Here is a 15,490-nt window from a genome sequence, read left to right as displayed (position 1 = left end):
CGCGAATAACGGGCTTATAACCAAGCCGCGAAGGGAGTCCGACGTGTTTGATATAAACCCACTATATCCGCCTCGCGTGGAAATCGAGTTCTTTTATGTAGAGTAACCAATTTATGAATAGCGTAAATTCAATAATATTTATTTTCGTCTTTTCGTGCGCTTTCGCCGCGACCTACTACGTCTCACACACGGGTAGTTGCACGCCGCCTTATGATAGCTGGGCGACGGCTACAGACTCGATTGGCGAAGCGGTGGCCGCGTGTAGCGGAGGAGATACGGTGCGGGTGGCAGCGGGTGAATGGCACGAACTTGTGGTTTTGCCGGATTCCGTGGCCCTGATTGGTTCGGGTATGGACTCGACGATTATTCACCGGAATGAACTGACTTCTACCACTGTAGTCGTTAGGATGGTTAATTATTGCACGGTTCAGGACTTATGCGTAAATGCCGCGCACCCACCCACTTTAAACTGCACTGCTATAAACGCAGGTGGCGAGATGAGGGGGTGGAGAATAATCGATGTGAAAACCATAGTGGCCGGACCAGGTTACGGTGGCAACGGTATTTCTATGTCTGCAAGTTATGACTGCCTGGTTTCGGGATGTATTTTCCTGATTGATGCTTCACCGTGGGGAGTCTCCGGTGTTTTGGAGAATAACATTGTTTATGGGCCGGGTGGCTTAATCTCTAATGATTTTTGCGCCGGATTGTATCAGATTATCAGGAAGAATATCCTTTTTAACGCTAATATCATGTTTGGGTCTCCAAGAGATTCAGCGATAATTACCAACAATTTCGCAGGGAAATTTTTGGGTGGCAACCCAACTGAATGCTATACTAACGTCCTTTGTGAGAATAACTCTTTCTGTGGAGGCGGTCATCTTGGTCTCGAACCGGAAGTAGTTAAGGTTAATAATATCTATATGAATACCGCGAATCGTTTCGCACGAGATTCTCTTTATACCAGCTATAATTGTATCTGGAATCCCGAAGTAGGCGATCCGGATAGTGTAATCGGTTTATTTGGCAACTTCGCCGCCGACCCTATGTTCGTCGAGGACTACGATTTTCGGGGTGATACAATATTCGATGTCCATCTACAATACGGTTCGCCATGCATAGACGCCGGTCATCCCAATCCGCGCTATAACGACATCGACGGTTCTCGCAACGACATAGGGGCATACGGCGGCCCCGGAGGTCAAAACTATCTCTATCTCGACCTTGCTCCCGACATACCGGATAGCTTCACCGGCGATGGCGATTCATCGTATTTCCATTTTGAATGGAAACCGAACACGGAGACCGAGCTTTCGCATTATACACTGTATTGTGGCTGGACGCCGGATTTCCCGATAATCCCGGCGCACAAGATAGCCGATATTTACCCACCGGATACAACTTATGATCTGGGTCCCTATCCTTTTGGGACATCGTCCTATTTTCGATTGCCGCAGTCGATACGGCGGGACACGAGTCGCAGCCGACAGATGCGATATTTTTAACGCTCGATAATATCGAGGAAACGGAGATCGCCGAACGACCGACGCGCGTCGCGTTGTTGGGAACTTTTCCAAATCCGTTCAACGAATTGGCTAAAATCAAATTTAGATTGCGTGGTTCCGGCGAGGAAACCGTTATTCTGCGGATATTCGATACGTCGGGCAGGCAAGTAAGGACGATGTCCGGCGTCTTTTCGCCGGATTACCACGAGTTCCAGTGGAAAGGCACGGACGATACCGGAAGCAAACTGCCTTCGGCCATGTATTTCCTTCGGCTTTCCGCGGGGGACGACGTGGCTTTGAGAACGGCAACGATATTAAAATAGGAGGATACGATGTCGGAAAAACTGAGTATATTTGTCATGGCGATTTTATTAATGATAGCGCTCCCCCTAATGGCCGAGTTTCAGATATGGGGCGGCGTCTACGGCACTGTATTCGACTCGTATGACGCTGAACTAATCGACTCTCTCGGTCTCGATTACGTATTCGTATCGACGGTCTACGACAGCAGCATGGGATCGCTTGCCTTTCCCGCTCTCGACGGTCATGCTCGCACCGACCTCGAATTAATGTCAGATGGTGTGAAAACTATGGCGCAGCAAACGCATTGCGAGGACGTGGAATTCTATTTGAAAGAAGCGCATATCGACTCACAGGGCAGCGCGGTTCTGAGGGCCGCAGCGGCTCATTACGAGAACTGGGAAGCGGAAAGCACAATGGTTTCCCGACGGAATACCGACGAACTACCTCTTCAGAACCTGGTTCGATAATTCTGTCGGTTCGGTTATCACTACTACTGAAGATACGGCGAGGGGCGGTAAATATGTCCGTTTCACAGGAGACACGGGAGTAGTTCTTATCGCGCCGATAGCTTATAAAACAAGCGATACTGATCTCGATTCCGTAAACGGCAAATACTCCCGCCAATACGGCTATTACAAAAAAAACGACGGCGGGCAGAACTGGCATAAATACGAGGTTGTTAGAGAGGGAGATACGGCTTCCGTTCCGATTGTTCCATACACCCTTTCCATAGATATCCGGGCCGATACTTCGAGTTTGCCGGCCAGCGGAGATGTTCTGATTTTCGGCGTTTACCTTGACCACGTTCAAAATTGTTTAGCGGATACTTCTTTCTATGATTCTCTGGTGATAGATGCAGACACTCTCAGATCGCTTGTTGAACACGGTTGGACCGGATTCAATACTTTCAGTTTTCAATATACATGGGAAAACGCGTGGGAGGACACGACCTACTCTCGCGGATGGGAATCGGTGGATGTCTACAAGAAATACCTTTTCTTTAATTACCGCGTTAAGCTATTGGATTCCGATGCAATTATCGACATCGATAGAATCGTATGCTGGGATGAGCAGAATACGGATTTAGCAATTCCAAACCGTAATGGCTGGGGTAAATATATTTTCGAGCCTGCCGATTCGGATGAACAAGACCTACAAGATACAATTTGGTTAGCGGTCAAAGACCAGGTAGATGACTTTTATGAAGCCGGTGTAAGCGAGGTGGTTTACGGCGTTGCCGGAGTGACAGAGCAATGCAGGCTTTCCAACCAATGGGCCGCCGCAAAGAAATTCACACAGTTCATAAGCGACACCTTCGGCATAACGACAGATTTTATAATGGCCACCGCGCCGCCGGAATTTGTGTATTCGTATTTGTATTACGCGCAACCGTCGTTAAACTGACGGGATGCATATAGATTCACTGAACCTGAATCTCTTGGCGCAGATTATACAGTTGGTAATTTGTATAAAGTATATCGCGAGGTATTATTCCATAGTAACGATTACGGCGAGACTTGGGGGAACCGTTATCGCGCATCAAGCCCAATCCTTACAGGATATGAGCCAGGAGAACTTTATTTGCCAACCTACTACGGATTTGTTAGAGCAACAAACTACGGATTAGACTATGATAGTCTAATCTGGGCGTATGATTTTAATGACGGCTGTTTGGGTTGGGAATCCGGGGAAATATTCGTTATGAATACGTTATTGGGACGTATTTACTATAGCAATGACACTTTAAGAACGAAATATTTAGTCCATGATTTTGGCTATAATTGTCCTGAAATCGCAAGAGGTTCTGAACCGGGTGAACTATATGTTTATGACGACGATTCGATTTTCTATTCTGCAGATTACGGCACAAATTTTGTTGTAACCAATAATTCATTCCATCCACCATCTCCAAGCTTTCCTTCTTTTATTACCGGGGGTAATGACCCAGGTTATTTATATGCTTGAGCTGAATATTGCTATGGAGATCCATATATACCCGACTGTGGTGGCATTATAAGAATCTGTTTCTCAGAGGATTACGGAGCAAATTTCTTATGTATTTCGCATTGTGCGGATGGAGTTACTTTTGATACTCTATTAGGAGTGTCCGAGAATCGGGTATTACCAGATATACCACGGATTAAAGTATTCCCTAATCCATTCAATTCAACTTGCACAATCTTTTCTAAGCCAAATTCATTTATAAGGATACTTGATATTACGGGTAAGGAAGTCCTTTCTGATAAAACGAACTATTGCGGGCGGTTCACTTGGAAACCGAAGAATATGCCCTCAGGTCTTTATCTTGTTAAATCACAATATTCAGTTGGCAAAATTGTTTTCCAAAAGTAAATTACAAGGAGGGAATAATGAAAATAAAAACCAACATTCTCTTTATTCTCGCTTTGTTCGCTGTGCTCTGCTCCGCTCCTATAACCGAAGCCCGCATAGCCAAAGACCGCACACCCGGCGAGCTTTATATTGTGGGGCCGGATACTAGTGTGGACTCTCTTTCCGGTTGCTACTTATATTTTTCTCCAGATGCTGGAACAACGCTCGTTGTAAAAGACTCATTTCCTGGACACGATACATATTATTGCAGTGAATTCGCTGCCGATTATACAACAGGAATTCTATATAAGATTTCAACAGAATCTTTGTATTATAGTGACGATTTTGGGAGTTCATGGGTATTTCGGATGTCTGGTTTAGCAGATTATTATTCAGATTTATCATCTAGTAGAATTTCAGGAGAATTATTCACAACAGTCATTCCTCGTTTAGTCAAAAGTCTTGACTACGGTGTTACTTTAGACAGTTTAACGGATTCATTTATTTACCACTATCCTTGTGCGGGAGTAAGAGAGAATGAGTTATATGGATTCAGGATCGATACAGGCGAATTATATTATAGTTTTAATGGTGGAGATTCAAACCTTGTAGTTAGTAGTTTACCCCCTGGTATAGTCCAACCTATGCGAAGAGGTCATAGGCCGGGTGAAATCTATATCCTTTCGGGGGATTCAATAATACACTCTTGTGATCACTGCTCGATTTTTACACGAATGAACTCTTTTTCTGCAGATTTCAGAGATATAACGCCCGGTTTAGAAGCGGGAGAATTATACGCCATTGAAGATTTTTCCTATTGGGATTATATGACTGGATATACTGGCGGTTGGATTCAGATATGTTTTTCTGAAGATTATGGAGAATCCTTTACATGCCTAAAGCATTCTGCGGACGGAATAGCTTATGACACATTAACGGGCATTGAAGAGATATCCAGACCAGAATACAGAGAATTAGAAATTTATCCTAATCCATTTAATTCTTACTGTAGAATCCTTAGTATTCCTAATGTTAACTTGGAGATATTTAATTTGAGAGGTCAACTCATTAAATCGGGCGAGACAAATAATTGGGGCATATATAATTGGTGTCCGAAAGATGTCCCCGCTGGGGTATATCTTGCTAAAATCTGTGATGGTTTTGTAAAACTAACTTACTTGAAATAAGGAGGAATCATGTCCTTTTCGAAGCTAAATATATTGTTCTTTCTTATCGTTTTGATTGCAGTCGCTTCTCTCGCCGAGTAACGCATAGCAAAAGACCGCACGCCGGGTGGGCTTTATGTGGTTAGCCCGGATATAAGCCCGGATTCGTTGACCGGAGAATTTTTATACTATTCTTCCAATTGTGGAACTACGTTGGTAGTCAAGGACTCAGCCGCTTATCCATGGACGTATTCAGCTATAGCAGCAGATTATGAAATAGGGAATGTCTATAAAAAAACGCGTGAAAATTTATACCATAGCGGTGATTATGGGGCAAGTTGGCACCTTAGAGTAGTCCACGTTGGCTATAATGACATGTTAAGTTCAGGATATTCCTTAGGAGAGGTATATGAGAGTCAAAGCTCTTATGTTATAAGATCAAGTAACTTCGGTATTGATTACGATACCGTTGGACGCTCAAGTAGTTTTGGTAGAAATTGTTTAGGTTGGGAATCAGGGGAGCTTTTTTTACTTAACCAAATATATGGGCAATTTTACCACAGCACCGATACATTAACGACCTGGACTCAAATATACGATTTCGGATACCGTAATTCCCATTTTGTTAGGAGGGGAAGACTTGGCGATTTATATATTCTTTCTCCTACTTCCATTCTCTATTCCGCAGATTACGGTTCAACATTTGTAAATATGAATTCTTTCCCCTTTTCATTTAGCTGGTCTGCTCAAGAAGGTACGTTGGATGATATAGTTGGGGGAATGTTTTCCGGCGAGTTGTATGGAGTCGATTCTTACTTCCACGAGAATGAATATTATTGGCAACGAGGAGGGAGTATTAAAATATGCTATTCACGTAATTTTGGAGCTACATTTACGTGTATGACCCATTCGGCGGAGGGTATTACATTTGATACCCTTTCCGGTATCAAAGAGACCGGAAAACCGGAAAGAATGCGAATTGGAGTGTATCCAAATCCTTTTAACACAAATTGTAGAATACTAAGTAGACCGTCTTCAGAATTGGAAATTTTCGATTTACAGGGTCGCTTTATAGAATCCGGGGCGACCGACTATATGGGTATGTATATTTGGTCTCCTAGCGATTTACCGGCGGGGTTATACCTCGTTAAAATAAACAACGATTTTGGAAAAGTATTTTACGCAAAATAAACGGAGGAAATCATGTTGAAGAAAAAATTGCTTTTTTCGGTTCTCACCATTGCAATTGTTAGCAGTATATTAGCTAATAAACCAACTGTTGGCTGGAATAATATAGATAGCCAGGATGAGGTTGCTCCAACTCCGGAGCTTATTGTTGGAAATTCGACCTCGGTAAGTATCGAATATACCATCTACGGCTTTACTGCGGATACGATAATAGTAGATGGAACTCTTTATCACCGAATTTCGTTAGTAGATTGTCCTGTTTTAGATTCTACGGGTATGCCCGAACTACCATATATTAAAGAACTCCTTGCTTCGCCACATTGCGACGATTACGATGTTTCCGTTTCGTTTGCCGGGTCTGTGGTCTATGACAGCGTTACCGTCTATCCGGCACCGGAGTGGGTTCGTGACACTTCTATCTACGATTCAGATACTTCTTTCGGATGGGGAGAGAAATTTGTGATCGATACGAGTTATTATATTAACGGAACGTCGGATTATCCTTCCGAATCGGGTGAATTAGCGGAATCTGGTAAGTTACGTTTGCAGCCGGTAGCCCACACCAATGTTTATCCGTTTGTCTATGACCCCGACGACAAAACGTTTACCGTTCATTCGTCTGTAATGCTTACCGTAACGTTCACCGACCCGGAAGGCCCGACTAATTATTGCCTCAGCCCCTATGAATCGGCTTCTAATATGCTCTTTATAAATCGCGGGAGCGGAGGTTTCGACGAATCGAGTATTCGTCGGCTGTTCTTAGAAGCAATAAAGTAATCGAGTTGAAAGATATTGAGTGCGACGCATCTACTTACGATGGGATCTATTTGACAGATGATCCAAACTATTTTAGGGTTTGGACCGGGGACGTTGAAAAATATATGGATATAACCTTTTACAAGTTGAATGATGACAGCGCGCAGTTCGGGTTCTCATTAGATTCTGCAAGGACTGCAAGTTCGGGCGATATTCACTTTATTTGGAACGACACCACAGATTTCCTCAAAATAATAAATGAAGCCCCTGCGTTTTGTTCTGATATGCACTTGTTCTACGGTAAAACATATTATTGGGATATACAGATTGGTTCGGATACAATCTGCTTCGATCATGACGAAATGGCTAGTTTTCAGGTTAATAATTGGACAAGTGAAGATACTACAAGCTTGATCATCGAACATGATTTATTCCCAATGGGTGATTATCCTTCAGGTAGCGACTTTGCTGATACAATCTTGTTGAATATTGCAGATGTTTTAGGTTTAAAAGAGAATAACGTCCCAACAAAACATGGTTTGTTAATTTCTCCCAATCCATTCAACTCGATGTGCCGTATTTCGACACCAGAAAATTCAGTTGTTGAGATATTCGATATAGAAGGACGGAAGGTTAGTGAATTAGGCGGCGGAAACCAAATATGGAAACCGGAGGCGTCGGTTGGTAGTGGCGTATATTTGGTCAGGGCGAAAATCGGGGATAAGGATATTACGAAGCGTGTGGTGTATTTAAAATAAGATTGCCGTAGGGGAGGGCCTATGTGCCCTCCCACTCTGCGGTTGCGCGGAAAACGGGAGCACACGCAGGTGCTCCCCTACGGATAGAGAATAAAATTTAAGGAGGCACCCGAATTGAATGATTGAGAGGATTTTGGAATCGGGTGGTTAATTTGAAATAGTAGGAGGTTCGTATGGAAGAATTATTAGGCGGCGCAGGTATTGTCGGTGTTTTCGTAGGATTATTCTTTTTTATTCTATGGATAATGATGATTGTGAAGTTCTTTGAAATAGCGAAGAATACCGAAGCTATTAAACAAGAACTGAAAGGAAACAAGAAATCGGTCGAAGATATTCAACGGTGGCTTTCGGCAATACACACTGTTTTGAAGCCGGAGGTTAAGGAAATGGAGAAGGGAAAAATTGAATAAAGGAGGGACCCGAATTGAATGATTGATTTTGTGCTCGGCGTGGGGGCATCGGAGAAATGCAGAATGCATAATTTATAATGTATAATGCCCCGCCGAACCGCCCCGAATGGGTTTGGGGTGTATGAATAGGATAGTGGGGATGTAAGTTATTGTTCTTTAATGTTTTATGATGAATTTATGCGGATTTGGGAGGCGAAACCGGGGTTTAGATGGTGTTGCCGCGCTTTTAGACGGTGGTGCCGTGGATTTGGAAGGCATTCCGCGCTTTTAGATTGTGTTCCCGGACTTTTAGATGGCTAATCCGTGGTGTGGTTGAGCGATTTTGAATATTTTTACAAAATTTATTTTTAATCCGAGAAAAGGGAGGGAATTATGCCTATCAAATCACGTTATCCGGACAGAGATTTTTCGCATCGCCCGTATTTATTGTGGCTAAAGCGGGTTTATGCCTGGCTTTTGACAAAGGTTGGCGAGTCGGATTATCCCGCGCACGAGGTCGGCGATCTGCCGGTGCTAATCGATGCGCTGGAGGCGGCAATCAATAATTGGGAAGCGCTTCACGGGGTTGCCAATGACCGAAGCAAGATTTACACCGACGTTACGGATTTACTTAAAAAACAGCTTCAACTTCTTAAGCAAATCATCCCGACCGTAATCGATCCGCATGTCATGGGTTCTTTCGGTTTGGATAAATCTCTTCCCGATAGCCGCGATGAGTTGGGTGGAGTCGCGGAGATTTGCATTATGCATTGGAACGAGGTAATCGGCGGTGGCGTTCCGCCCGAATACGCGCCATTGGAGCCGCAGTTCAACGCGCTTATCACGCTGTTCGGCGATTTTGAGATGGTGCGAACGAATTATTATAATTCCTACAATATCGCTCAGCAGGCGCAGGACGATGTCGTTGCCGCGCGCGAAGCCCGCCATGCCAAAGAGCGCGATATTTTCAACTGGTATAACGGTTTCCATCCGGACAGCCAGGCCGAATGGTGGACAAGCACGGAGTGGGGAACGTCGTCTGGCGGTGGCGGAAGCGGGACGTCGGAAGAGGAGACGCCGTGGGGGATGGTGCAGAGGCTGGAGGTTGTTATCGATCCGATAGGGAATGTTCTTATCACATGGAAAAAGGTCGCGGGTGCGGTGAAATATAATCTTCTTCGCGAGATCGTGCAGGCGGGTTCGCCCGCGCCGATGCTTCCGTTCCCGGCGTTCGTCGACGGCATCCCGCCGATGGAGGAAAACGGTTCCTACACCGACACGGACAACGACCCCGGATTCGGGAATTACTATTCGGTGGTTGCGGACGATGGCGAGGGCGGATTGACGGAGGCTTGCGAACCGGTGGGAATCGAGATAAAGTAGAATGTATAATGTATAATGGCGACCTCCACCGTAGGGGCAGGCGGATAATGCAAAATTAAAGGATTTAGGGCGGCTTGGAGGCCGCCTTTTTTTTGTCATTGCGAAAATGTCCCGGCCACGGAGCGAGTCGCGCTCCACGTCGAGCACGTTGCCTGTCGCCGCTGGCGACCGCTGGCGCGGGGGCGGTCGATGGCGCGCAATTTGCCCCTCTGCAAATTTCGTGACATCGAGGGGAAGGGCTGGGATTTTTGCGGTCGAAATACTGTATTCAAAAGTTCTTATCGACCGTAGCAAAAATCGTGACAGCGCGGAGGGGGGGATAAATATGCAGACAAAAGGCAAAAGTTAAATGGCAAAAGGCGAATGTAGGACGTATATTACATACGTTCTTACTCTTAATACATCGCGAAGGCTATTATGAACCGTATTGTTATATTGATTATCGTTGTGGCAACTGCATGTCTGGCGCTTCCGGCTGAAATCGATGTTCGTATCGAGGTGCCATCTCGAGATGCCTTGAGGGAATTGGTAAATACCGGTCTTGGCATCGATAATTATAAGGTGGAAACTGGCGAGGTATTCGGGGTTGTGCGCGAGACTGATCTCGAAGCACTCCTCGCGCTCGAATACCCGCTGGAGGTACTCCCTGAAACTGATGCTCGCGTTTTGGCGGACATTTCGAAAGAACCCTCCGGTTATCCGCTTCACTCAGACTATCTATCGTTTATGAATCAGATTGTGGTCGACCATCCGGTCATCGCCTCGCTCGACACCTTTGGCTATTCCGTCGGCGGAAGACCGCTTCTTATGATGAAAATATCCGACTATGTGGCCTGGGACGAGGGCGAGCCGGAGTTTTGCTATATCAGCACCATGCATGGAGACGAACCGCCGGGGATGATCTTCCTTATGTGGTTCATCGACTCGCTCACGGACAACTACGGCTCGGACCCGCGCGTCACGCGACTCGTTGATTCTTGCGAAATATATATTAATCCCCTCTTGAATCCCGATGGTTATGTTTCGCGAAGCAGATACAATAATAATAGTAGGGACCTCAACCGCAACTTCGCCATGCCCGATGGCACTGAAGGTGATTATTCTTGGAGCGCGGAAATAGAAACGCAAGCAATCTCGAAATGGGCTAACGGAAGATTCGCCTCCAATGTTATTAATTTCCACACAGGCGCTTTAGTTGCAAATTATCCATGGGATTTCACGAATATTCGTTGTCCAGACGATTCGCTATATATATTCATAGCAAGAAATTACGCGGATCGCAATATACCGATGTATAACAACTCATCGTCGGGTTTCGACCATGGTGTAACCAATGGCTACGATTGGTATGAGGCAGACGGCACTCTTCAAGACTTCACATATTGGATGCGCGGCGGCCTTCATCTTACTGTCGAATTGGGTAATCATAAAACGCCTCCATACGATTCTCTTCCCGATGTCTGGGACGACAATTACGATGCCTATCTCGCGACCATCGAAGTATGCCTTGATCACGGAGTTCACGGCACCGTTATCGACAGCCTTTCCGGCGATCCAATAGCCGCGACCCTTACTGTAAACCCCCCAAGTTTCGATTTCTATTCCTCACCCGAAAACGGTTATTACCACAGAATACACCTTGCCGGCACAGTCGATATCACAGCATCGGCTCCGGGATATGACACAAAGACTCAATCTATAATAATACCTTCAACCGGTCTCGCCCGCCTCGATTTTGAGCTTAATTCAAAGAACCCGACGACTATCTTTAGTGCGGATTTCGAAGTGGATAATGGTGGTTTTGTTACGCATTCCTTCACACCGAATCCCCAAGAGTGGGAATGGGGCGAGCCATCACTGGGTGTTGTCGCCGCCCATTCCGGTCAAAAGCTATGGGGAACAACCCTCGATGGGCAATATAGCAATGAGAGCAAAAGCAGGCTTGCACTCGAGGATATCGTTCTACCCGATGCCGATAGCATCGTGCTTTCGTTCTTCCATTGGTATAGCTTTCAGACCCCATCATCCGATGCTTTCCACGATGGTGGTAACATGAAAATATGGACGTCGTCGAGCGATAGCACTATCCTATCCCCTACACCTGGATATGATGATGTCCAATCCAGTTGGAATGCATTGATTCCAGACCAACTTTCCTTTGCTGATACTAGCTTTGCCAAGCAATGGCAAGAAGTCTGTTGTGACCTTACTCCTTGGCGCGGCCAGACGGTCGATATATCTTGGGATTTCGGGTCATCGAGCGTCAACACGCAGGTTGGCTGGTATATCGACGATGTATGGATTTACTACTCCAGTGATACCACCCTCCTAACCGAGGAATCATCCAGATTGCCAAAGCATTGCGAAATATCCATTTCGCCAAATCCATTTAACGCCTCTTGCAAGATAGACTTATTTAATACAACTCGAGGGAAGCTTAAAATTTACGACATGCAGGGAAAACTCGTTCGAGAAATACCCATTACACCAAACGAAGAGCAAAATTTTACTATCCTCTGGAACGGAACAGATACCAAAGGCAATGATCTCGGGTCCGGTATCTATTTCGTATCCTCGCCTGATAGAACCGTTAATAAACGCATCATTTTGATGAAATAGGAGACTATGAAAATCACATTTTATGGCGGAGTTCGCGAAGTTACGGGTTCTAAACATCTTATTGAAACAGAAGATAAACGCATCCTACTCGACTGTGGCCTTTTTCAAGGTCATCGAGACGAAGCAAATGAGAAAAACCGGAAACTTCCTTTTGACCCAAAATCTATCGATGCTGTGGTCCTCGGTCACGCACATATCGATCATTCGGGCAATCTTCCACGCCTTGTAAAAAAGGGCTTCGAAGGCCCAATTTATACTACTAAACCAACGGACAATCTATGTCAATACATGCTCGCCGACTCAGCTTACCTCCAAGAGCGCGATGTTGAATTTGTAAATAAAAAGCGTAAAAGGGCCGGGCTCGAACCGATAGAACCGATTTACGAGATGAAAGATGCTCTCGAAACAATACATCAATTTGTGCCACGACCTTATGGGCGATGGTTCGCGCTTGCTCCCTCGACAAAAGCCATCTTCCGTGATGCTGGACACATACTCGGCAGCGCACTCACCGAGTTTTCATTTCAAAAAAGCGACCGCTGTCTTCGTCTTGCCTATGCTGTCGATCTTGGTCGCAAAAACCTTCCATTACTCAAAGACCCGGCTAAAATCAACAAAGCTGAAGTCCTCATTATTGAGTCAACTTATGGTGATCGGTTTCACGACCCAATTGAAAATGCCAAATCTGAGCTTGCCGAAGCGGTAAATAAAACCATCAAAAGGGGTGGAAAAGTCCTCATCCCAAGCTTCGCCATGGAACGCACTCAAGAGCTTATATATTACCTTCACGAGCTTCATATCGAAGAGCGTATCCCTAATATTCCAATTATAGTCGATTCGCCTTTGGCAATAAATGTCACTCAAGTCTTCCGCAGAAACCTGCAATACCTCGATCAAAAGGCGCAAGAATTAATTCGTGAACATGAGGACCCCTTTGGTTTCGGAAAAGTCCAATACACAAGGCTTGTCGAGGATTCCAAGAAACTCAACAATGACCCTCGACCGATGATAATTATATCAGCGAGCGGCATGTGTGAAGCCGGGCGCATCCTCCATCATCTTCGTAATAATATTGGAGATTCGAAAAACACAATTCTTGCAGTTGGTTATATGGCGAAAAACACCCTCGGCAGAAGGATTATCGACCACGACAATCCTGTTAAGATATTTGGCGAAGAGCATCAGGTTCGAGCTGAGGTTAGAGAGTTGAATACATTCAGCGCACACGCCGACCGAGACGAACTTCTTAAATTCGTTAAGAAATGTGGGCCAAAACTCAAGAGAGTTTTCATTGTCCATGGCGAGGAAGATCAATCTCTTGCGCTTCAAGAGGGAATAAAACAGCTGCGTCCAGAACTGGAGGTCGTCGTTCCCTATCCAGGACAATCTTTCGAGTTATAATTCAGCAACTAATCCTACGTGAATTAAGCCCGAGGTGAGCGATTCTCCTCCGGCTATTCCGTAGGCTACAGTCCAGCGGCCTATTGCCGTCGAAATTCGAAGACCTATTCCATAGCCGGTTTTGAATTCATAATCTCCTCCCGATGGTCGAATTAGACCACAGTCGAGGAAGGCGAAACCATGTGCTTCGCCTCCTATAAGAAAACGTAATTCGGAGTTCGACCACCCCAGATTATCCGCTGAAAACTGATCCTCTCGGTAGCCGCGAAGATTTCCCCATCCACCTAGATAATATAAGTCTGACAACGCCAATCCACCCTTAGAAAATATGGTTCTACCTTCTATATCCTCGAAAAAAACCAGGCTTCTTCCGATTTTTTGTGCTCCTACAAATCTGCCTTCTATTCTGGCTAACGCTTCGTATTCGTCCAGAGAAAACGAGGTTAATTCCAAAACGGAGCGCTCTATATAACTCGGCGAGGTTTTAAGCGAAAGATCCCACCCCTTGCTAGGATTAACGCGTGGATATAACTTCTCAACATATCCTCCAAATGTCAACCTACTCTCCGAAGATTTTGGAATATTTCCGGAACCCGAAGTGCCGGGCAATATACTTCGAAATGTTGCGCCTGCCGACCAGCTCATAAAATAATTTATCGGGTGTTTATATTCGAATGAGAAATTCCGCTCAATATATGAACTCCCTCGCTCATAATACTCAGCGGAAATTGATAGATCCCCGAAACCACCGAAAATACAGGGTTCTACGTACTTGGCCTTGAATTTGAGATACTCGTCTATCGATTGATTCCAATTCAGGGCAAGGCTTCGTCCTGTACCCCAAATATTGTCAAAAAGGGCATCTATTTGCCCGGAAACGCCCTTCTTATCAGATCGAGGTGCATAACCGAGTATGCCGTTTATTAGGACAGTTCGGCCTTCGGTAAATTTTAGTTTGAGCGCCCACTCGCCTGTTTCATCGAGGAGGATCTCCGGTGCACCGGAAATATTTAAATACTCGAGATCGTCGAGGCGTTTGATTCCGGCATCGATATGCTTCTGCTTGTATAAAATGGATGGTCGAAGAAGCATTTTTTTTTCTATGAACCGAGCCTTCGTTTTAGCCCCCTTGGGAACTATAACAGCGCTAATATTAACTGAATCCCCCGGACTTACGACAAGCTTTATCCTAACGTCAACCTCTTGGCCGACCGGTTGAGATATTGTAAGGGACTCGATACGCGTTTCACCAAATGGATAACCGTTATTCTCAAGCGATGAAACTAAGCCGTCCATGTCTTTGTTTAGATCGGTGCGACGAAAAGACTTGCCTTCCTGAATATTCAATCGGGGCATCTCGCCAATAAAACCCTCAATATTGTATGATTTCACAACCGCCAGTGGCCCTGGGATTACATCAATAAAGCATTTTCCCTTCAACGAATCCTCTTTTAATAATACCTTAACAAAGAGGTAACCTTCGTCTATATAAATTGACTCGATTGTATCTGTCAGTTCGCTTTGATTGGTCTTTTCCGCAATCTCGAGAATTATTTCCCGCCCGATTGGCCCCGAAGATAAGACCACGGCCTCGAAAGCGCCTTGCGCGCAAACAGCAGCCAAAAAGAGAATTAGTAGCTTCCTAATCATAGAGGTTTAACCCGATAATTACACAATATTTGTCATTCCGA

15 protein-coding genes are annotated in these 15,490 nt (G+C 45.1%); 14 read left to right on the top strand and 1 reads right to left on the bottom strand.

The features are described from left to right. Window positions 1-113: 113 nt before the first annotated feature. From KAH81_04610 to KAH81_04545, 14 genes are all read left to right on the top strand, one after another. Window positions 114-1,505: a hypothetical protein gene (locus KAH81_04610; GenBank protein ID MCK5832937.1), complete on the top strand. Its 1,392-nt coding sequence runs from the start codon at window positions 114-116 to the stop codon at window positions 1,503-1,505. Window positions 1,506-1,591: 86 nt separating this feature from the next. Further along, complete coding sequence (locus KAH81_04605; GenBank protein MCK5832936.1) at window positions 1,592-1,828, top strand: hypothetical protein; 237 nt, start codon at window positions 1,592-1,594, stop codon at window positions 1,826-1,828. A 9-nt stretch (window positions 1,829-1,837) separates the two neighbouring features. Beyond that, on the top strand, window positions 1,838-2,275 hold the full coding sequence (locus tag KAH81_04600) for a hypothetical protein (protein ID MCK5832935.1): 438 nt from the start codon (window positions 1,838-1,840) through the stop codon (window positions 2,273-2,275). Between the two features lie 289 nt (window positions 2,276-2,564). Further along, window positions 2,565-3,212, top strand: a complete 648-nt coding sequence (locus tag KAH81_04595) for a hypothetical protein (GenBank protein ID MCK5832934.1) — start codon at window positions 2,565-2,567, stop codon at window positions 3,210-3,212. Window positions 3,213-3,389: 177 nt separating this feature from the next. Continuing rightward, entirely contained in the window at window positions 3,390-3,773 is a 384-nt protein-coding gene (locus KAH81_04590) for a hypothetical protein (GenBank protein ID MCK5832933.1), read from the top strand. A 138-nt stretch (window positions 3,774-3,911) separates the two neighbouring features. Beyond that, on the top strand, window positions 3,912-4,160 hold the full coding sequence (locus KAH81_04585) for a T9SS type A sorting domain-containing protein (GenBank protein MCK5832932.1): 249 nt from the start codon (window positions 3,912-3,914) through the stop codon (window positions 4,158-4,160). Between the two features lie 17 nt (window positions 4,161-4,177). Continuing rightward, window positions 4,178-5,326, top strand: coding sequence for a T9SS type A sorting domain-containing protein (locus KAH81_04580; GenBank protein ID MCK5832931.1), 1,149 nt, complete (start codon window positions 4,178-4,180; stop codon window positions 5,324-5,326). A gap of 117 nt (window positions 5,327-5,443) precedes the next feature. After that, window positions 5,444-6,496: a T9SS type A sorting domain-containing protein gene (locus KAH81_04575; GenBank protein MCK5832930.1), complete on the top strand. Its 1,053-nt coding sequence runs from the start codon at window positions 5,444-5,446 to the stop codon at window positions 6,494-6,496. Between the two features lie 12 nt (window positions 6,497-6,508). Beyond that, window positions 6,509-7,270 (top strand): hypothetical protein, encoded by a 762-nt coding sequence (locus KAH81_04570; GenBank protein ID MCK5832929.1) that lies wholly within the window; start codon window positions 6,509-6,511, stop codon window positions 7,268-7,270. Window positions 7,271-7,374: 104 nt separating this feature from the next. Further along, window positions 7,375-8,007, top strand: coding sequence for a T9SS type A sorting domain-containing protein (locus KAH81_04565; GenBank protein MCK5832928.1), 633 nt, complete (start codon window positions 7,375-7,377; stop codon window positions 8,005-8,007). A 173-nt stretch (window positions 8,008-8,180) separates the two neighbouring features. Beyond that, entirely contained in the window at window positions 8,181-8,417 is a 237-nt protein-coding gene (locus tag KAH81_04560; protein MCK5832927.1) for a hypothetical protein, read from the top strand. A gap of 372 nt (window positions 8,418-8,789) precedes the next feature. Beyond that, window positions 8,790-9,779 carry a hypothetical protein gene (locus tag KAH81_04555; GenBank protein MCK5832926.1) on the top strand — a complete coding sequence of 330 codons (990 nt, stop codon included), beginning with the start codon at window positions 8,790-8,792 and terminating at the stop codon, window positions 9,777-9,779. 417 nt (window positions 9,780-10,196) lie between these two features. Next, window positions 10,197-12,398 (top strand): T9SS type A sorting domain-containing protein, encoded by a 2,202-nt coding sequence (locus KAH81_04550; GenBank protein ID MCK5832925.1) that lies wholly within the window; start codon window positions 10,197-10,199, stop codon window positions 12,396-12,398. A 6-nt stretch (window positions 12,399-12,404) separates the two neighbouring features. Next, window positions 12,405-13,799, top strand: a complete 1,395-nt coding sequence (locus tag KAH81_04545; GenBank protein MCK5832924.1) for an MBL fold metallo-hydrolase — start codon at window positions 12,405-12,407, stop codon at window positions 13,797-13,799. On the opposite strand, the gene KAH81_04540 is transcribed toward KAH81_04545, so the two are convergent. Next, on the bottom strand, window positions 13,794-15,449 hold the full coding sequence (locus KAH81_04540; GenBank protein MCK5832923.1) for a BamA/TamA family outer membrane protein: 1,656 nt from the start codon (window positions 15,447-15,449) through the stop codon (window positions 13,794-13,796). The genes KAH81_04545 and KAH81_04540 overlap by 6 nt on opposite strands. Window positions 15,450-15,490: the final 41 nt, after the last annotated feature.

Source organism: bacterium (genome assembly GCA_023145965.1).
In the GTDB taxonomy this organism is placed as follows: Bacteria; UBP14; UBA6098; order UBA6098; family UBA6098; genus UBA6098.
Note: the sequence above shows the minus strand (reverse complement) of the source record. Positions and strands in the feature narration are given on the sequence as shown.